Annotated in this window: 18 protein-coding genes; 6 read left to right on the top strand and 12 right to left on the bottom strand. The window is 57.8% G+C overall.

Translation table 11 applies throughout. The features are described 5' to 3' along the window. Positions 1-224: 224 nt before the first annotated feature. The gene (locus X771_RS143210; protein ID WP_023689384.1) at positions 225-1,169 is read right to left on the bottom strand and encodes a GDP-L-fucose synthase; all 945 of its coding nucleotides are present in this window, start codon (positions 1,167-1,169) and stop codon (positions 225-227) included. Further along, positions 1,169-2,239, bottom strand: a complete 1,071-nt coding sequence (gmd, locus tag X771_RS143215; RefSeq protein WP_023689383.1) for a GDP-mannose 4,6-dehydratase — start codon at positions 2,237-2,239, stop codon at positions 1,169-1,171. Before gmd ends, X771_RS143210 begins: the two co-directional genes overlap by 1 nt. 971 nt (positions 2,240-3,210) lie before the next feature. Between gmd and X771_RS143220 the strand changes: the two genes are divergently transcribed. Together X771_RS143220 and X771_RS143225 are read left to right on the top strand one after the other, a co-directional pair. Further along, positions 3,211-4,197, top strand: a complete 987-nt coding sequence (locus X771_RS143220; RefSeq protein ID WP_023689382.1) for a nodulation protein NodZ — start codon at positions 3,211-3,213, stop codon at positions 4,195-4,197. Positions 4,198-4,437: 240 nt separating this feature from the next. Continuing rightward, entirely contained in the window at positions 4,438-5,853 is a 1,416-nt protein-coding gene (locus tag X771_RS143225; RefSeq protein ID WP_023689381.1) for a mannose-1-phosphate guanylyltransferase/mannose-6-phosphate isomerase, read from the top strand. A 374-nt stretch (positions 5,854-6,227) separates the two neighbouring features. Here the strand turns inward: X771_RS143225 and X771_RS1000000169325 are convergent, their stop codons facing one another. Both X771_RS1000000169325 and X771_RS1000000169320 read right to left on the bottom strand, forming a co-directional pair. Further along, positions 6,228-6,773 carry a hypothetical protein gene (locus X771_RS1000000169325; protein ID WP_023689380.1) on the bottom strand — a complete coding sequence of 182 codons (546 nt, stop codon included), beginning with the start codon at positions 6,771-6,773 and terminating at the stop codon, positions 6,228-6,230. Positions 6,774-6,789: 16 nt separating this feature from the next. Beyond that, positions 6,790-7,176, bottom strand: coding sequence for a ThiF family adenylyltransferase (locus X771_RS1000000169320; RefSeq protein WP_245262711.1), 387 nt, complete (start codon positions 7,174-7,176; stop codon positions 6,790-6,792). On the opposite strand from X771_RS1000000169320, the gene X771_RS1000000168295 reads away from it, so the two are divergent. After that, a complete protein-coding gene (locus X771_RS1000000168295; RefSeq protein ID WP_023689379.1) occupies positions 7,076-7,501 on the top strand; it encodes a hypothetical protein in 426 nt (141 codons plus the stop codon). The genes X771_RS1000000169320 and X771_RS1000000168295 overlap by 101 nt on opposite strands. A gap of 35 nt (positions 7,502-7,536) precedes the next feature. Here the strand turns inward: X771_RS1000000168295 and X771_RS1000000168290 are convergent, their stop codons facing one another. Continuing rightward, positions 7,537-7,683, bottom strand: coding sequence for a hypothetical protein (locus X771_RS1000000168290; RefSeq protein WP_156936020.1), 147 nt, complete (start codon positions 7,681-7,683; stop codon positions 7,537-7,539). Between the two features lie 516 nt (positions 7,684-8,199). On the opposite strand from X771_RS1000000168290, the gene X771_RS143230 reads away from it, so the two are divergent. Next, positions 8,200-8,973 (top strand): hypothetical protein, encoded by a 774-nt coding sequence (locus tag X771_RS143230; RefSeq protein ID WP_023689378.1) that lies wholly within the window; start codon positions 8,200-8,202, stop codon positions 8,971-8,973. A gap of 81 nt (positions 8,974-9,054) precedes the next feature. On the opposite strand, the gene X771_RS1000000168285 is transcribed toward X771_RS143230, so the two are convergent. From X771_RS1000000168285 to X771_RS143240, 3 genes are read right to left on the bottom strand one after another with little or no spacing between them, the layout of a single operon-like run. Beyond that, a complete protein-coding gene (locus X771_RS1000000168285; RefSeq protein WP_156933879.1) occupies positions 9,055-9,384 on the bottom strand; it encodes a hypothetical protein in 330 nt (109 codons plus the stop codon). Positions 9,385-9,418: 34 nt separating this feature from the next. Continuing rightward, positions 9,419-10,027: a RelA/SpoT domain-containing protein gene (locus tag X771_RS1000000165960; protein ID WP_023689376.1), complete on the bottom strand. Its 609-nt coding sequence runs from the start codon at positions 10,025-10,027 to the stop codon at positions 9,419-9,421. Further along, entirely contained in the window at positions 10,024-11,046 is a 1,023-nt protein-coding gene (locus X771_RS143240) for a hypothetical protein (protein ID WP_023689375.1), read from the bottom strand. The genes X771_RS1000000165960 and X771_RS143240 overlap by 4 nt, the downstream gene beginning before the upstream one ends. Before the next feature lie 439 nt (positions 11,047-11,485). On the opposite strand from X771_RS143240, the gene X771_RS143245 reads away from it, so the two are divergent. Further along, the gene (locus tag X771_RS143245; RefSeq protein WP_023689374.1) at positions 11,486-12,523 is read left to right on the top strand and encodes an IS110 family transposase; all 1,038 of its coding nucleotides are present in this window, start codon (positions 11,486-11,488) and stop codon (positions 12,521-12,523) included. 467 nt (positions 12,524-12,990) lie between these two features. Here the strand turns inward: X771_RS143245 and X771_RS143250 are convergent, their stop codons facing one another. Next, a complete protein-coding gene (locus tag X771_RS143250) occupies positions 12,991-14,085 on the bottom strand; it encodes a glycosyltransferase (protein WP_023729041.1) in 1,095 nt (364 codons plus the stop codon). 175 nt (positions 14,086-14,260) lie between these two features. Here X771_RS143250 and X771_RS1000000168280 point away from each other — a divergent pair, with 175 nt between their 5' ends. After that, positions 14,261-14,434, top strand: coding sequence for a hypothetical protein (locus tag X771_RS1000000168280; RefSeq protein WP_156933880.1), 174 nt, complete (start codon positions 14,261-14,263; stop codon positions 14,432-14,434). Between the two features lie 179 nt (positions 14,435-14,613). On the opposite strand, the gene X771_RS1000000167080 is transcribed toward X771_RS1000000168280, so the two are convergent. From X771_RS1000000167080 to yhhB, 3 genes are read right to left on the bottom strand one after another with little or no spacing between them, the layout of a single operon-like run. Beyond that, on the bottom strand, positions 14,614-15,084 hold the full coding sequence (locus X771_RS1000000167080; RefSeq protein WP_084566806.1) for a GNAT family N-acetyltransferase: 471 nt from the start codon (positions 15,082-15,084) through the stop codon (positions 14,614-14,616). Continuing rightward, a complete protein-coding gene (locus X771_RS143255) occupies positions 15,074-16,066 on the bottom strand; it encodes a hypothetical protein (protein ID WP_031202937.1) in 993 nt (330 codons plus the stop codon). The genes X771_RS1000000167080 and X771_RS143255 overlap by 11 nt, the downstream gene beginning before the upstream one ends. An 8-nt stretch (positions 16,067-16,074) precedes the next feature. Next, positions 16,075-18,216, bottom strand: coding sequence for a cyclophane-forming radical SAM/SPASM peptide maturase YhhB (gene yhhB, locus X771_RS143260; RefSeq protein ID WP_031202935.1), 2,142 nt, complete (start codon positions 18,214-18,216; stop codon positions 16,075-16,077). Between the last annotated feature and the right edge of the window lie 349 nt (positions 18,217-18,565).

The raw sequence follows: 18,565 nt of genomic DNA, 5'->3' as shown, positions 1-18,565 counted from the left end.
TTATCGACGGTTACCCTTGTGAGGATTGACGCAGTCGGCGTCGGCGTGGGCAGCGCACCGTGACCTTCACGGCGACGAGGTTGGAGCGGATGGGGTCCGGGTCCGGCGGGGCTCCTCGCGGCTGGCTCACATGAGCGCTATCGCCATCGAGTGATTGTCTCAGTCTACATTAGCTCTGGGTCCCGAAAGCGCGTACAGGCCTGAGACGCAGCAAATCCTCTTATCTACCGCCGTTCGGTGTAGCTCCCGTTTAGAAATGCATGATAGACACTCTCGATGCCTTCCATGAGAGTGATCTTTGCCGCCCATCCCAAAGTGCGCAGCTTGTCGACGCTCATCAGCTTTCGCGGTGTACCGTCAGGTCTAGAGTGATCATGCGCGATCTCCCCAGTAAATCCGACTACACGGCAGATCATTCTAGTCAGCTCTAGGATCGTGATGTCCTGTCCGCAGCCGAGATTGACGTGATCATGGTCAGAGTAGTTCTTCAGAAGGAAGACTAATGCGTCGGCGCAGTCGTCGACGTGCATGAATTCCCGACGTGGTGTGCCCGTGCCCCAGATGGTGATTTGCTTATCACTTATGAGCTTAGCTTCATGCGCTTTCCGGATCAGCGCTGGGATGACGTGGCTTGACTGCAAGTCATAATTGTCGCCTGGCCCGTAGAGATTCGTCGGCATAGCGGAGATGTAGTCGCGGCCGTATTGCTGGCGATAGGCTTGAGCCATTTTGATGCCGGTGATCTTGGCGACGGCGTAGCATTCGTTGGTGCGCTCTAGTGGCCCGGTCAAAAGCGCGCTTTCAGGAATGGGCTGTGGTGCCATCTTCGGATAGATGCAAGACGAGCCGAGGAAGAGGACGCGGTCGACATTGTTTTCGTGGGCTGCCGCGAAGATATTGGCCTCGATCATCAGATTGTCGTAAAGAAAGTCGACCGGATAGGTGGCGTTCGCGAGAATACCACCTACCTTTGCCGCCGCCATAATGATAGCGTCCGGTTTCATCACTGCCACGAAGTTTTCAACCTCGGTCTGTCGCTTGAGGTCTAGCTCTCCCCGAGGGGCGGCCACAACTTTGCAGTCTTCAGACGCGAGTCGGCGTACAACAGCGCTGCCCACCATACCTTTGTGGCCAGCGACCCACACGGTTTTTCCGTTCAGATCATACATTACGCTTCCTTCATGACTACAGATGTCTGCATGACCTTCAGGTCTTCGCGCACCATTTCCGCAGCAAGCTCGCGCACGGATGTCTCATGCACCCAGCCGAGCTTCTCCTTCGCCTTGGTAGCGTCACCCAGGAGAAGATCGACTTCCGTGGGGCGGAAGTAGCGTGGGTCCACTTGGACTAGGCATCTGCCGCTCGCTACATCATAGCCCTTTTCGCCGACACCCTTGCCACGCCATTCGATCTCGACGCCGATATCTTCGAAAGCCCACTCGACGAATTGGCGGACAGGAGTCGTTTTGCCCGTAGCCAGCACGTAATCACCCGGTTGATCCTGCTGTATCATCATCCACATACCTCGCACGTACTCACGCGCATGGCCCCAATCGCGTTGAGCATCGAGATTGCCGAGATAAAGCTTGTCCTGCTTGCCCAGGTAGATAGCAGCGGCAGCGCGGCTGATCTTGCGCGTCACAAAAGTTTCGCCACGAAGGGGGCTTTCGTGATTAAAAAGAATGCCGTTGGAAGCGTGCATACCATAGCCCTCGCGATAATTGACGACCATCCAGTAGGCGTAGAGCTTGGCGGCGGCGTAAGGGCTGCGCGGATAAAAGGGCGTCGTTTCGTTCTGCGGTACGGACTGCACGAGGCCGTATAGCTCCGAAGTCGAGGCTTGATAGAAGCGGGTCTTGTCCGTCAGACCGAGGAGGCGAATCGCCTCAAGAAGTCGCAATGTACCGATACCGTCCGCGTTTGCTGTGTATTCAGGTGTTTCGAACGACACCTGCACATGGCTCTGAGCAGCCAAGTTGTAAATTTCGTCTGGCTGAGATTCCTGAACCACGCGGATGAGGTTAGTCGAATCAGTGAGGTCACCGTAATGCAAGATCAGGCGCGGATCGGATTCGTGCGGGTCTTGGTAGAGGTCTTCGACACGACCCGTGTTGAAGGAAGAGGAACGTCGCTTAATCCCATGAACGATGTAGCCTTTTTTGAGAAGAAGACGGGCAAGATAGGCACCATCCTGTCCAGTTATGCCCGTAATAAGAGCAACTTTTCTGCTATCGCCCATTCTATTCCTGCTCTATCTAAAGTTTAAAGTTTCGGCTCCGGCTCGCCACGCCGACACAATGTGCGGCCCGCCCCGTGCCCTATGGAGCACTTCGACAAATGCGGCGCGAAGCTCGTCATTGACAGTCTGCCAGCCGAGCACACCTGCTCTTGCTTGGAGTCACGCAAAATAGAGTTGCGCCGCTAACTGGGATTCGTACATGCGGTTAGAGTGCCGATCAGCTCACGCCGCGAGCGACTGTACTCCGAGCACCTTGCAGCTGATTTGCTCATCTATCAGCGAGTGAGGACGCCCTTCTTTCTTGCTTCAGCGTCTTCTAATGGGAATTGTTTGGATCAGTGAAATCGATTGTTTGGATAAAGTGCATCCACAGAATGGATGGTCTGACCGAGCAGCCGGGGCGCATCGCCGGCCCGGAGTCGTAGGTCCCGAGCTTCCGTTCGGGGCGAGGACAAAGTTCGTGGCCGCGAGCCCTCACCACAGCATCCGGCACAGGTCGTGCAGAACTTTGGGAGCAGACTGCAGATTCTGTCGATCAGCTGGTTCCAGGCGCGTCGAGCTGTCGACCTCATCTCGCCCGGTACCGGTTGCTGTATGCAGCCTTGCACCTTGGCGTGGGGCGTCGACGGAATGATTTGCTTCGGCAGGCAGTGTCGCAGCGTTTCCCGGCTGTTTCGGCTCTATTGGCCGGGCCCGCGTCAGCCGAGCCCTTCATCATGGCATCCAACACATGGATGGCCGGCATCCACTCAATAGATTTTACATATGCCGCGGAAGCCCAGTAGAGAAGGCTGAACCGGAAGCGAGGGCATCGGCTTCAAGCTGTGCGAGCGTCACGGGATTAGTGGGCAGTGCTGAGTGAGCTCTTCTGCCCTATGGCCCGGCCTCTGCCAAGCGCCCGGCGTCAGGGTCTACGTGTCGACTAAGGATACCAAACCGGGCAACCTCCTCTCTGAACGAGATTTCCGAAAATGCATGTTAGTGGATTGGAAAAGCGCCGGTTCGTCGTCTCTCGGAGGCGTACGGGGTTCGGTGATTGTCTGTGGTCATTGGCGGCCGCTTGGCGCTACGCGCAGCGGTCGGGACGAACTCTAGTCATCGACTGGCGGGGGGCCTGCTACCTCGACCAACCCTTCACAAATGCGTTTCCGGTGTTCTTCCAGCCGATCAATGACATCGCTGGCGTGCCGGCTATTTCCGACGACCGGATCAACGACGTTTCCTTCCCTGGTCCATTCTTCCCGGAGTGGTGGAACAGGCCGGCGATCGAGTGCCTTTACCGGCCAGATGAGCAGATTTTCCAAGAGCGCGATGAGTTGGGCGAGCTCTTTCAGGCCGAACACGATGTCGAAGCGAACACAGTAGTGTGTGACGCTTGTCTGATGTGGCGGTGCGATGAGGATGCAGAGCGGCAGGTGTTCCAGAGTGTCCAGCCTCGGCCAGAAATTCAAGCCCGCATAGATGCCATTTATCAGGAATGTTTTGACGGGCACAGCATCATCGGGATTCATGTTCGGCACGGTAACGGTGAAGACATCATGGAGCATGCGCCCTACTGGGCCGATCCGGAGCTCGCCGTTCGGCAAGTGTGCGCTGCAATTGACAAGGCTAAGGCGTTACCGCACCCCAGGCCTGTGCGGCTGTTCTTATGCACGGACAGCGCGCGGATACTGGATCTTCTGTCGGCCAGGTTTCCCGATCTGCTCACTGTCCCGAAGCACTTCGGATCCAATCAAGGTGGCCCTTTACACACTGCAGCACTCGGGATTGACGGCGGAATTTCCGCCCTCGTTGAGATGTATCTTCTCGGGCGCTGCGATACCGTAATTCGGTTTCCCCCGACGAGCGCCTTTACACGATATGCACGCCTTTTCGCACCACGGGTAATTGAATTCGATCTGAAAGAGCCAAGTCGTTTGACTTTGATAGAAGGCAGCCAAGTCTCTGATCTCAGTTAAGACCCGCCACCTGCGCAATTCGGCAGACGCAACCAACAGGCATAGTTGAATGCGCATTTCTCACCGACGCCAGTGGAGGCGTCGTACATTACCGATACCGTCGTCATCTGACGCCGCCTGCAACGTGCCAGAACTTCGCTGTTACGCGGGGGCCGCAGACAAGCCAGAGCGACGGCGATCGTGACGCTGACGCTCGAAAGAACGCGGGCGATCACTCCAGAGACGAAATTGAGGTTGGTTATGAAAGTCATTCCCGTGATCATCAGCGGCGGAGCCGGATCGCGGCTATGGCCCGCCTCAAGGCAATCGCACCCCAAACCTTTCCTCAAAATGGCGGATGGATATTCTCTCATTCAGCACACTGTGCTGCGCGCCGCTTCGATAGAAGGTGTCGTGGAACTCGTCGCTGTGACATCCGGGGACCACCTCTTCCTGACCAAGGACGAATTTGACGAACTGGATTCCGTGGTCCTGCCACGCACCTTTCTGCTCGAGCCCGAAGGCCGGGATACGGCCGCCGCCGTGGCTGCAGCCGCGATCCATGCGAGGGCAACGCAAGGCCCTGACGCGATCCTGTGCGTCTTCCCGGCCGATCACCTGATTGGCAACCTGCCTGCGTTTCTAGACGTCATGGGCCTGGCCATGAAACATGCGAAGCTCGGGCGGATCGCCACATTGGGCATCACCCCAACCAGACCGGACACAGCATTCGGCTACATCGAAGCAGATGGTGAGAACGTCGTCCGTTTCGTCGAAAAACCGGATCTGGAGACAGCCAAAGCCTATGTCGCGTCCGAATGCTTCTTCTGGAACGCCGGCATCTTCTGCTTCAGTGCGCAAACCATGCTCGACGAGATGGTTTTGCATTGTCCCGAGGTGCTCCAGGCCGTCGCCGACAGCTACGAGAACGGCCGCGCCAGTCAATGCCAAGGCTTTGCCAAAATCGAACTCGCGCCTGAGCATTTCGGTTCCGCGCCGCGAATCTCGCTCGACCACGCTATCATGGAGAAGACTAACAGACTTGCCGTGGTTCCCTGCGACATGGATTGGAACGACATCGGATCCTGGAACGCAATGGCCGATTTGATCGCCCCCGACGAAAGCGGGAACAGGATACGCGGCGATGTGCATATGGTCGACACGACCGGCACCTATGTGAGCTCCGACAAGCGCGTCATCGGCACGGTGGGCGTAAGCGATCTGGTGATCGTGGATTCCCCGGACGCTTTGCTTGTCACATCCCGCGACCGCGTTCAGGACGTTAAGAAGCTCTTCGAGGGCCTCAAGGCTTCGGGACATGAAGCTCATCTGGTCCATAGCACGGTACACCGGCCCTGGGGTACCTATACGGTTCTGGAGGAAGGCGAGCGCTTCAAGATCAAACGCATCGAGGTAAAGCCCGGTCGCCAGTTGAGCCTGCAGATGCACTATCATCGTTCGGAGCACTGGGTCGTGGTCAGCGGCTCCGCCAAAATCGTCAATGGCGAGCAGGAGTTGTTCCTGGGGACAAACGAATCTACTTACATCCCCTGCGGCCATAAGCATCGGCTCGAGAACCCAGGCAGAATTGACCTGGTTATCATTGAAGTGCAGAGCGGCGATTATCTCGCCGAGGATGATATCGTTCGCTTCGACGACGAATATGGTCGAACGTAGATAACAGTACAAAAAACGTTAAACGGCGAGCCGTCGCTCAAGGATCTCTGTCGTGGGTTCTGGGCCTGACATTGGCAAGCAGCGGGCCGAGCGTGTCATAGTATCCGCCCCGCACTCTCATCAGGCACTCGATCGTGGTCGAAAACATCGGTGAGCGCTTGACAGCTCGCCGTCCGCGGGAACGAAGACTTCAGATATTTCTTAGGCGGACCCGTTGCTCAGCTGTCCAACGGCACAGCCGTATTTCAGCCTGTAGGCGGCAATGAAATCCTCATCGCTGCAGATGCAGCGGCCGCTGGAATCTTTGGCTTTCGGATCATGGAGGTAAGAACCAAGGGGGCGCAGTAGATTCACGCGAGTGCTGGTCGTCGGACTCATCGGAAAACCCGCACTATGCTTGACCAGGTCTGCGGCAAGCATGATCCCGGCAATCGCTGATTGAAAGGCCATCGGAACCACGGTTCGAAGGAGACGACTTCCATCGCTAAGCTGGAACACCAGGCCGCCGCAGATAACCTGCTGATAAAAGGAACGGAGGGGCTGGCCAACAAACGCGGCGAGCGGCTCAAACGGGCCATCGCCGTAGCCACCCGAGCTACGAACTCATTGGGGACTCCGGTATTGGTCTGCAGGAGCGTTTTTACCTCCTCGTGTGCTTCCGGCATTCCGAGTTCCTCCGCGACCAATTGGTGTTCGTCCTTGGATTTCCCGGTCTGCATGTACATGCAGCAAAGGCAAGCCTGGCCGTCATCGAAACCATGCCGCGAGATGCCTAGATCTTGCTCCTGAGTCCAGGCGTTCGCGATCCATCTGGGCAGAGCACCTTGGACAGCTAGACGGTCGGCGGCGGTGTCAAGCGCCACACCCACTCGGTCGAATACCCGGTCGCCCCGGCGCGCAACATATTCTGCCCACTTCATAGGGTGCGCCTCGACCTCAAGGGCGGTGGACCGAAGGGCGTGGGTTGCTAGGGGCCGCCTTAGAGAGGCCGACCTCCGCCTGACCTGCCAACACGTAGCGCTGCAGGTTTGAGAGTTCGATAGCTTCGTGATCAACTACATGCAGGCGCCCGGACAGACCGGATTGCCTCGCCAGCGCCCAGAGCGAGCTATGGCCCATCGCGCCGAGCCCAACGAGGTGCGTTTCACCGAGGTCGACAGGGAAGTCTAAGGGGATGGAATCGCCAGCGTTGCTCTTGTTGTAGGTATATAAACAGAGGTCGATGTTCTCGTCCAGCTCCGCGCCGGTCAGCTGGGAAGCAAAGACGGTTCGAAAGACGTTGGCGGCGGCAAAGCAGCTTGCGGCGCCGGCTCCATACGCCAGGCAATTCGCGGAGGTTGAGAATGGCGCGATCGGCGAAGCTGTCGCCGATCGCGAAATTGAAGCTCAGGATCTGTCGGTCCTCGTCGAGTTCCAGTTGTTGGTAGGTCGCCTCGGCTCGCCCCGCGATCATATAAAAGTCGCTCTGGCGAAATTGCTCGACGGCTTCCGACTCGTTCTGAAGCCATACCACCTCCTGATTGGAAATCGGCGGATAGACGGTCTCCAGAATGGTAAGCTTAGATTTGGTGCTGGTCGCGCTGATAGCCCAGGCCTATTTCCTTTGTGGACGCGCCGCAGAAACGTCCTTGATCGATTGCAGACATAATGTCATCCGCGATGCTTTGACAGGTGCGTGAAATCTTAGTCTGCGAATGCGTACGCATTCCAGCACGCGACGAGGAAATCGGCCACTCGGCGCGCCCGTACGGTGTCACTGTGTACAATGGCGACAAGGCGTTCCAGCGCCTCAATCACGTTGGTGATACTGACCGTGCCGCCTTCAGTCAATTTGTCCCTCCTGAAAATCCGGCGGGCGCAACGCAAACAAGTCGATCACCACACTCCTCGCGGGTGCGACAGGAGTGGCGCTGGCTGTCTCATGGCAATTCCGAGACACACACGCCCAGCATGGCGCTTGAGGTCGTGGCCGCCTGCGCGCGCGATGGATCGACGATATGTTCCCCACGCAGCCCTGATTGGCATTGGCATGGCGATCGTTCCTCGGAGGCTGCTCGCTGCATCCTCCCAGCATAACGCGCGCAGAAACTCCTCGTGGGTCAAGCTGCTAGGGCAAACTCTCACCGTTGAGAAAGGGGCCGCACGAACGCCGGGAGGTCCTTCGCCCGCCGGATAGAGAATGCCGCCACCCCAATTAAGGATGACGCACGCCTTCGCGCGCTTCCACTTCTCGACGAACTGCGATGCGCCGGCGATAGAAGGTGCCCCGAGCCCGCCACATTTTCGGTGGTCGATGCCACTAGCTTATGAGAACCTATTTTTATCATAAGCTTGTGGGAGCCGCCAATGGGGGTGCTTTTTTCTCGTCGAACCGTCCTTGCGGCGATCGACGTTCTGGAATCGGTTTCGAGCCAGGCCGAAACCAGCGCACTGTTCATCGAATTCGGACCGGACATATATCGGCATCTTCGTAGCGACGGCTTCAGCGTCAGAAAACGCATGAATGACCTCAAGGCGTTTGTGGATGCGAACCCCGAGCAGCCGGTTGACGGTGGTCTGCTGGAAAATGTTTTGGTTGAACTGGCTGTCCAGCACATGCCGTCCGAGGAGCCGGAATACCCTTGGTCTGAGCCTGTCACTCTTCACCCGGTGTATGTGCCGCTCAAGCATGCCTTAGCGCAGGACGACTACGCAGTTGTGGCAGGCAAGCTGCGCCGCACGTTGCCAGAGGATATAGGCATGCCACAGGTTCAGTCCGAGATGACGGTGCTGCTCGACCGACATGGTTTCACTACCGCGCAGGGACATCTAGACCAGGCGCTCGACGCTCACGCGCGAGGCCAATGGGCCAGCGCCAATGGGCAGCTTCGCAATTTTCTCGATTCGGTGCTCGACGGGATGTCGGAGAAGATCGATTCATCTGCAGCGGGACTCGCTAGCGGCCAGCCACGACGGACCAAGCTCGCAGCCGCAGGTTTTCTGAGCATACCGCTTAACGAATGGACAATGACGGCCGAGGGTTCCTCAATGGCCTTTTCAAGCGGCTGGCTCCGGCGGGGTCGCATCCGGGGCTTTCGGAACCCGACGACAGCACATTTCGGCTACACGTCGTGCTCTTGACCGCCGCCCTCCTGCTTCGACGATTTGACGCGTGGGGTAAGCCATGAACCAGCTCGTCGGGTTTTCTGCTCTTCTGCTCCATCAGTTCCCGTGGTCGACGCCGCCGGCGAGCGCGCCCGCTGGCGGTTTCTGTAATTCTTCACCGCGCATATCCGCAATCCGAACACCCGCCGCGCTTACAGCAGGGATGTCGGCCAGTTCCTCGAGTGGTGCCAGGCGCAGGGCGTGCGCGACATTCCTGACGGACCGCAAAGCGCCCAATCTAAGCCGCTCCGGATCGAATCCGCTGATCTCGAAACCTGCCGTAAGTTCATAATTAGCATGGCCGCATATTTTGGCTGCGGCACGTATGTGTTTGAGCAGCTTTTTGCTCGTCGCCTCTCTCGAACTTAGCAACGGGAGAATTTTCACCCCAACGTACTTCCCGCGTGAGTCGCGTGCGCCACTAGCAAGACCGCTTTTTAAATAGGTCGTCAAAAATGCGATCGGCACCCCATGCCTGGGCGGATGTGAAGGCAAGCAAGCGTTCATCCTCAGGGTTAAGCGGTTGCTCTCCTGGCTTATAGCCGAGATCGTGCTCTGCTTCGGACCATGCGTGCTGAAAAAGGGTCTTGATCTGCAACTCAAAGACATCCGGGACGAGTGCCTTGTCCTCAGCAGCGCCATACAGGTCGCTCGGCATTAGGAGGATGTGGTGCCTACCAAAGTATCCAAACTCCCATTGGTGCTGAGGAACGACGTGTTTCGATTCGATTGGTCGAAACTCCCGAAGGATGACCTCTTCGATCACCGGAACGTCGCTCGAATAGAAGGCAACTATCCTCGCGCCGATCTGATCTTGAATCTGGTTGAGCGGATCATCGTATTTCAGCTTATCACCGTCCGCCTTCTCCGCCTTGCTCATGAAGCGATCGATTGACTTTGGACGTGCGGTCACGCGGTCAACGCGAGGGGTGCCCGCAATGATTTCGGTCAGATTGCCGATCAACGCTGTCGCTACCGGTGTCAGCGCTTTGGTGTACCGGTTCGTATAGTCAGTTCGAAGGTCCGTCATTTTGACCTCGCTATCTTCTCGGTCACGACAGAACCTATAGTGGAGTACTTGTATTCTCCGTCAACTTCAGCGTGGACCGGCTCCTTCGTGAAGACCTCATCAAAGTCGGCCGACGGCGCGGTAAGCACCGCTCCGGAGCTCAGCTCCACGGTGCGGTACGGCACCTGCTCAGTGAAGACAGGAGCGTCGAAAACGAAATTCTCAGCCTGGATTGTCGGATCCTTTATCTCGGCGAGGATTGCGTTGCGGGTGGGCTCAGAGAAGTGGAAGTGGTCAAGAAAGCCGTTCACGCTCGTGGTCTGTCCCTGCATACGTGGGCCGAGAGTGACCGCCGACGCGATCTCACTTTTGACGGTTACGTCCTTGGCTTTGCTGACCGCTGCTTTGAGCGCGAGCGCAAGCCGGCGCGTTCCGCGGGTAGGGGTCGTGCGAAGGGCGGAATCGAGGAAATCGTTGATCCAGTATTGAGAGACCTCACGCTCTCGACTCTCGATCTGTTTGTCGATGGCGCGGCCCGTCCAGAAGCCATTGGTCAGCGAAGTATGCTGGTAGACGACCGCTTTGTATGAGTAAGCGTTTCTCATAAAGACGCGCTCAAGAAAGGCGAGTGTCAGGGTTGCCGCTTCTGTCTCCGCCAACACTGCACTGTGAGCTGGGAAGCGCGACACCACGATCTTACGGTTTTGGCCGTCCTGACCCGCTACGAGAAACAGCAGTCCCAGGCCTGACCGTTTGGTGGTGTGCTGCGCCAGCCGCTCGGCCAATAGACGGCCGGTGTCGATCGTCCCGTTGGTGAGGTGATTGATCAGAAGCGCTCGGCATGGGTTCCTCTGGGTGCCGTCTGCTCCCAGGCTGAACGCAATGTCGATTGTATACTCGTTGTCTGAGCGCAGATATACCTCTTCCAACAGGTCGAAGAGCTTACCCTGTAGTGGAACAACAGAGCCATTGATAACGTCGATCTCGTCGGCACCTTTGCCAGGATAGACAAGGTATGTATAAATGCTTTGAATGGGCACGCTATTCCCCCTGAAGTAAGTGCAGAAAAATCGAAAAATCGCCCCTTCGCTGCGGCTTGCTCCGCCACGTAGAAGCTTCTAGCACGAAATGTATCTCAAGCATTCGCTTGAAGATTGTCAAACGGCAGGCGCTAGAATGCGCTGCCGAAAGGAAACTGACCTCGCCACGATGCGATCTCCGTCAACGGGAATCTCTCATCGGGCCATTCTCAGCCTTCGCTATACGGGACAGAAGGCCGGCTATCGCTGATGAGCGATAACGACATCTGCCGGTTCGCTACCGGCCCAAACGCTGCGGGCGGCAATGCGCCTCAATGTCGATCGCAGAGTTCAGTTTTGCGGTTGCCCAAAGCAGATGAGGTGGATGGCTCCCGCTCCCGGCATCTGAGTGCCACAGTGGGTTTGCTGTCAGGCAACCCGAGCAAAGGAGCCATCCGCCATGCAGATTACCACCGTGGGCCTCGATCTGGCCAAGCGCATTTTTCAAGTTCACGCCGTCGACGCGTCTGGAGACGTTGTTGTGCGCAAGGCACTGCGCCGATCGCAAGTTCTGCCGTTCTTCGTCAAGCTACCGCGCTGCCTGATCGGGATCGAGGCCTGCGGGACGTCACATCACTGGGCTCGAGAACTGACGGAGCTCGGCCATGAGGTCCGCTTGATGCCGCCGAGCTACGTGAAGCCTTATGTGAAGCGCGGCAAGAATGATGCGGTGGACGCGGAAGCGATCTGCGAAGCGGTGACACGCCCGACCATGCGCTTCGTGGCGATGAAGTCGGCCGAGCAACAGGCGGCCCTGTCGCTTCACCGCACACGCAATCTTCTGGTCAAGCAGCGCACGCAACTCGTGAACATGATCCGCGGCTTGTTGGCTGAGTTCGGCATCGACATTCCCCAAGGTTTGGAGCGGGCGCTCAGGCTGGCGCACCAGATCGCCGCGAAGGAAGCGACGCCGGAAGTGCCGGCAATGGCAACGCAGGTTCTCGGTCTCCTGTGCGGGCAGGTGCTCGACACCCATGTTCGTCTCCAGGCGATCGACCGTTCGATCAGTGCCCTCCAACGAACCGACGACGTCGCACGACGCTTGTCGACGATCCCCGGTATCGGTCCGGTAGGGGCTACAGCGTTGGCGGCCTCGGTTGCCGATCCGGGTCAGTTCCGCTCGGGTCGAGAGTTCGCCGCCTGGCTTGGGCTGACACCTTCGCAAAACTCGAGCGGCGGCAAGGATCGGCTCGGCCGCATCACCAAGATGGGCGACCGGTATCTGAGAAAGCTCCTGGTGGTCGGCGCTACATCGTTGATTCGTCGGGCGAGATACAAACCGGAGACAGCGGATCCGCGCCTCCTCGCGTTGCTCGCCAGGAAGCCAGCGCGCGTGGCAAGCCTAGCCATGGCAAACAAGATGGCCCGCGTGGTGTGGGCGATCATGGCGCGCGGCGAAACCTATCAAGCTCGCCATGCCGCGAGCCTTGCGGCGTAAGGTTCGAAGAGGATGAAATTTTAAGGGCAGAGAACAGTTCGAGCCGATCGATCGGCTCCATGAGGTTGTGAGAGCGACGCGATGTGATGGCGAGACCGGTCAGGCCGGGAACAGGGACAACCCGTCGAATGTCCGAGGCATCATAGCCTGATAAGCAGATTGGGACCCAGTTCGCCGACCCCATCAGGGCCAGCAGTCTCGAATGGCTGCATCAACAGGCCGGACAGAAGACTGCACCCGACCAACGCGCCATAATGTCGAATTACCTCTTGCATCGCGGGAGCCATCCACAGAAGACAATCCCGCGATCGCTGGGGTCGCGGCTGCGCCAGAAGCGAAACACTGGCGAACTATGCACCCGAGCGGCGCCTATTCCCTTCCCAGCGCTTATTGTTTGGCAGGACTGCGGACCGAGCGGATCGGGTGGCTGACGTAGATAGGCGTCATATTCGGAATGCCGACGGCGATTAAGGCAGGGAGTAGTCGCGGGCCTTTTCTATGCAATCGGCGAAGAGCCCTGGTTGGCGTTCAGCCAGGTCGAAATATCCCTCCAGCAGTTGCCCAGGAGTCGTCCTCAGAGACTCGGGCGCAACGGCGACTCTCTCCAGCAGGGGAACGAGGGGCGACCCCGTTAAGGATTTGATTGTTCGGCCATCAAGCGCCAACCGAACATGAGTGGGAACTAAAGCGAACAGGATCAGCGTGTGAACCTGTCGGACAAACACGGCATTGGCGAACGCTTCCAAAGCATCGGACCTGTCGAATTCCCGCAGTGAGTGGTGGTTGGGATGCAAACTGGTCCAACGGTGCCACCAGCGGCTTTCCCGCGGAAATCCTGCAGTGGCGAATGTCCCCAGCGGGTTAGCCTCGGTCTTGCGTCGTGATGGATAGGCCACCGCTTCTGGAGCGCGTGTGCGCCTGGCCCCAACCATTTTCGCGCGAATAAAAAGCCGCGACGTTTCCGCGTGTATCTCGTCGCCTCTAGCATCAAACTCTCGGCGGTGTCCTCCCCATTTCAAATACTCGGACAGGCGATATCCGGCGACTTTGTCGTCGATGATAACTTCGTCGGCTTCAGGCACAAAAATGCACGATACCGCTTCGTCGGCGCATGCGCAGCAAGCGTGATAGCCGGGATATTCTGCAAGAAAACTTTTTGTCGTTCGAGCGATGCCTTCGATCAGATCTTGCGGCGCCGATAGTGCGGAAGCCGTCATAGAGGCGATGAAACCCCCACCATAGATGGTGTCGGCGTCGGCTTGAAGGATCAAGAACTCATTGTTGGGAATACTAAGTTCAGCGGCGAAGGTCTCCGCCATCGACACTCCCAGGTGACGCGGCGGCACGTAGCCGCGCTCGAGCGTCTGCCCCAACAGCACTGTTCCCACATTGGCATTCTTGATGTGATCCATCACATCAAGAGTGCCGTCAGTCGAGCCGTTGTCGACCAGGATCAACACTGTATCGGGAGGAGTGGCACCCCTGCTGAAACCGAGCGAAATGCAGGTCTCAAGAAGCGAGGCCGCTTCATTCAGGCAGGGAACAACGACGGCTGTGTACACGGAAGCCTCGTGAAGAGAGAACGTTGGCCAAGCGCTGTTGGAACCGGTGCGATCGCTTTAGCACCTGCGTTGCCATGTGGAGCGACGCCCGACAATGCGCGGAACAAGGGACATGGCTGATGAGGGCGCGGCCTGCTGTGTAATGTGAGACCGATGTCAACGAGAAATTCCCCACGTGACGCCGCATAGAGATTTGCTCCGACCAATCGTCCAGGTGCATTTCACCGACACGCCGCGCTATGCGGGCACAGCATCGCGGATAGCCAAGCCACTGTCCCAGCCAGACCGTGTGATCACCGACGGTCTGGTCGATGGCGAGAAGCCGCCGAACGAGCACAGAACGTTTTGAGAAGACGACAAAATTATCCCGATCGCGGCAAAAATAGAGCCCTTTGAGCCTCGCCCATCGTCCGATCTCAGCATCGCGGACCTCGCCCTGCACTTCGGTCCGAAACGCGGGTCGCACATTCAGCGTCACTTGGTACAGATCCACCATTGATGACGGCTTTAGCCAGTTTGGTCGCATCATCACGCCGCGCGTCGCCAGACCATAAGAAGCTGCGTCGCCCCCGGTCGCGCGTCTTCTTTGAACCCAGCTTCCTCCGCTGCCCGTCGCGAGGCAAGATTTGACTTGCGCATGTGGGCATAGATCACGTCGTATCGGCTCGCCTCGCATGCCTTGCGGTAAGCAACTCTACCGATCCGCCGACCCTGACTTGGTTTATTGAGATAGATCTGAATAGACGCGTGGCGGCCCACCGGAGGCTCATCGATGACATTGATGAAGACAACGCCTGCCCGTCTGCCATTAGTTTCAATTTTCCAGGCCTCACCGCCGGGCCCGCCGCCACGTTCAGCTGTCCCTTTGGTGGGCGTGAGGACGACAAGATCAGGTTGAACAAACTCGAGGCTCGGTTTTGCCCGCACGGCTTTGGGTTTCGGCGTTGGGTGCTTAGGGCTGCGGCGAGGCGCTGCTGTTGGGGAAGGCTTAGCGCTCATAGATCCGCTCCAACGCCGGCACAATTCGAGCTGTGGCCTCTTGCCAATATTCGGCCGGGAAAAACCCTGGTGAATAGGCGACCACGATATCGACAAGCTGCGAGCCAAGACCGGACCAGTTAAGGGCGGCGGTCATGTCGTCAATCTTTCCCAAGATATGGTCCAAAGCTGGATCGAAGGGCTTCTCACGGCTCTTCCAATCTGTATCCCCGTCATAGCGATTGTTAAAGAAATCCATATCGATATGAAGGACCGTTGGCTGGGCTGGTAGGTCTTCGAGCCAATCATCGATGTCGGGGGTCGAACGATACAGCCCAGGGCCGGTCTGCCTTGAAGTTGGCGTCAAATGTACTGCGGGCCGGAATTGGCTTGGATCCAGCAAATCGTCAGCCTGTCTGGTCAGTCCAATTGCGAAATCTTGGGTCTTGGTGACCTTTGGCGGTTGACACAGCTGGCGTACCTCAGCCTTCGGAAAACCGTGTAGAAAAGGCGTTAGAAAACTACCCATCCCGATGGCTCCGCTTTCTATGGCCGCGCGCACAGACGCGGGATTGCCAAGATCGCAAAACTCCCCGGTGATGGCGTCTTTCCACCTCCCGTTTTCCTCGAATAGGCGAGGACTCGCCAGATCCCGGTGGTCGTCTACGTGTAGGATTAGCACATGCTCGTCTGCACGGACGCCGGCGGCATCCACCCATTCACTCCAGCTTTGAAGGGTCCAGGAATCATATAAAACGCTCAGCACGTGTCGCTTACGGGTGCGGGCCAGGGCCATCGTCGGTAGGGTGACGTTGCCATTCCACCATGCCAACCCCTCTTGCAGCCGTGGATCGACATGCCTTTCGAGACCATCCGGCCAGGATAGGTTCAAATGCCATCCTGCCGCTCCCAGAATGGCATCTGCATCCTTGTCACAGAAATAGTCGCGAAGAACCGCGTGTCGCCTGGACTTGGATGCCGGCAGGCGATCGACCGGGAGCATCAATGTTCTCACGCCGCTTCTAGCACCGACTCCGAGGCTTTCTTGAGGACTTCGGTCAAAGAGCGGCCTGTCTTGGTAAGCGGGCAGCTCAAAAGCGTCGCAAAGGCCTCTGCAAGGTGCTCGTCGGTGTCCCTGATCTGGTTGACCGCGCGATTGTGCAGGCGCGACGGCCCATTGTGCCGCACGAACTGCCAAAATCGGCGCAGTTCCACAAACACAAAGACTGCATGCAGCAGTCCGGAAGGTGGCCGCAAATCTTCCCGCCAGGGAGAAACCACGCGCATGTCGGTCGGTTCGACTGTGGGCGAGATGCGTTCGAGCAGGTATAGCTTCTGGTGGCGATGCTCGTGAATCAAGGAATCGGCCAGATCATAGGGATCAATCAACCGCTCGCCTTGCCATACAGACACATAAAGCGCCCCAGGTACGGTGTTGTCACTGAAAGACACGATCTTCTCAGGGTGGGCCAACGGGTCGCGAACGAATTGCACGGCGCGACAGGCCATGCGTATCTCGTTTGCCAAAGCTGGGCGCCACGTTTCGATAATCCGCAACGCCTCCTCGACGACCGACCGTGCCTGCGTAGCAAAAGCCTCTGATTCGAAATAGATGGCATCGCCGAACGGTTTGCGCAGCCAAAAATCCTCGCTGGCGACGGCCAAGGACGTCATGTCGCCTTCGGACCGGCCTAGCAAGTCGTCAAGGTAAGCCGGGTCGGCCGACAACGGTTGTCCGTCGACCGTATGCACCAGCCGCCCCAAATTCTGCGAGGCAAGCGTCCTTTGCCAGGCAACCGCTCCTGGCTGCTGGCAAAGCTCGGCCATTCGCTCCGGCTCGGTTTCGCCGAGATCGGCGACCTTTTGAAATTCTTCGGCAGGCAAAAAGCTGGCGGCTTCCAGAAACTCACTTCTCAGAGCATTGCGCGCTGCTTCGCACAGGAGTTCCATCTCCGCACCGCCAAGCTCGGCCGCTTCGTAGTGTTCAAACCGGAAGGTGTCCGGTAGCGTCTCGACCGGTCGCGCTCCGCCCTCCAACAGACCTTGGAGTCGCCCCTTGATATGGGCGACAAGTGCGGTCATTTCCCCGCAATAGACGGTTGGGTTGTCGAAGCCGTTCGCGCCGTAGCGGTGAGGTAGCGAGCCGCCACCGCAAATGTCGACGATCGCACATTCTTGACAAGTCACGCTGAGACCCGGCTTGCTGAGCAACTGTCTGTGCACGGCCAAGTGATCGGATGAAGCAATTGATGAAATCTCAGTGTCAGCAACGGTCCCGCCGATTTTCGTCGCACCGTCCTTCGTAACCTTCAACACATCCAGGTCGTGGTAACTGCCATCGGTCTCGATGCCGATGAGGCTTACGTCGCCAAGGCCAAAAGCGTCGGTGGTGGACGGCAGACCCGCGACCGCGTCAAGCAGCGCCTCGAACGTTCGCACGGACAGGTGCGGGTAGCGATCAAGCCAGACATCAAAGGCATGGCAAAGCCAGGCTTCATACAAATCAGGTCGTTCGCTGCGGCCAACCGGCTGACGCAAATGGTGTGCATCCGGCAACAGAAAATCCAGCTTGGGAACCGCATGCGAGGCGAAAAACGCAAGCAGGTCGTCCGCGGGCGTTGTTGGATCAACGACGGCGATGACGCCTGCAAAGATCTTGGGATGGCTTTTGAGACGCACCAGCGCATCTTGGACCCGCTCGAAACTTGAACGGCCCCTCTTTGAATTCCGATGCTTGTCGTTGGCGTATTTCGGCCCATCTAGGCTGAGCGAAATGCTGATATCGGCGGCCTCAAACGCTTCAAGTGCCGCTTCGGTCAATAAGAGGCCGTTTGTCTGCAGCCCGATATCGACCGCAGATGGGGTCGCGGCACGGATCTGGCCCGCGAAGGCTACGATTGTCTCGACGCCGGCTAGCAAAGGCTCGCCGCCGTGGAAGATGACCGTGCAGCGCTTGATCGATTCTTCAGCCAAGTAAGTCGCAAGCCTTTCTACAAAAGCGCTACGATCGCCAGCCGAAAGCAGCTTCGGCATCGAGCGCCAAGACTGATCCGCATGGTGGTATACGTAGCAATAGTCGCAGTCGAGGTTGCAGCGCGAGGCGACCTTAACCAGGAACGAGGTAATCCGGGGTGGCGCCTCGCTAACTGTCATGACCGGCTATGGCGATGATGCATCCTGTCATAGCTTGTGATGACGTCGCTTGGTTCAGCCTGGGACAAGACGCGCCCCTGCAGTCGTTGCAGGGCGGGGTTGGCCAGACGGCCCTTCAAAAGCGCCGTACGTACGTCACGATTCGGCACGGCTGAAGGGGTGGACGCCTGTTGCTGATTTGGATTTGGCATTTGTAGCTCCAGATTTTTGACCACCCGATTATAGCATGCGAAAGCACATACGCTACTAGATTTCAATTTGGCTTCTGGGGCCCATTGGTTCGAATCCGCGAGCCAAGAAATGTATTGAAATCGACCCTCTCAATAGAAAATCCAATAATGTTGGCGAT

Source organism: Mesorhizobium sp. LSJC269B00, assembly GCF_000502815.1.
In the GTDB taxonomy this organism is placed as follows: Bacteria; Pseudomonadota; Alphaproteobacteria; order Rhizobiales; family Rhizobiaceae; genus Mesorhizobium.
This window is presented reverse-complemented; position numbering and strand designations above follow the sequence as displayed.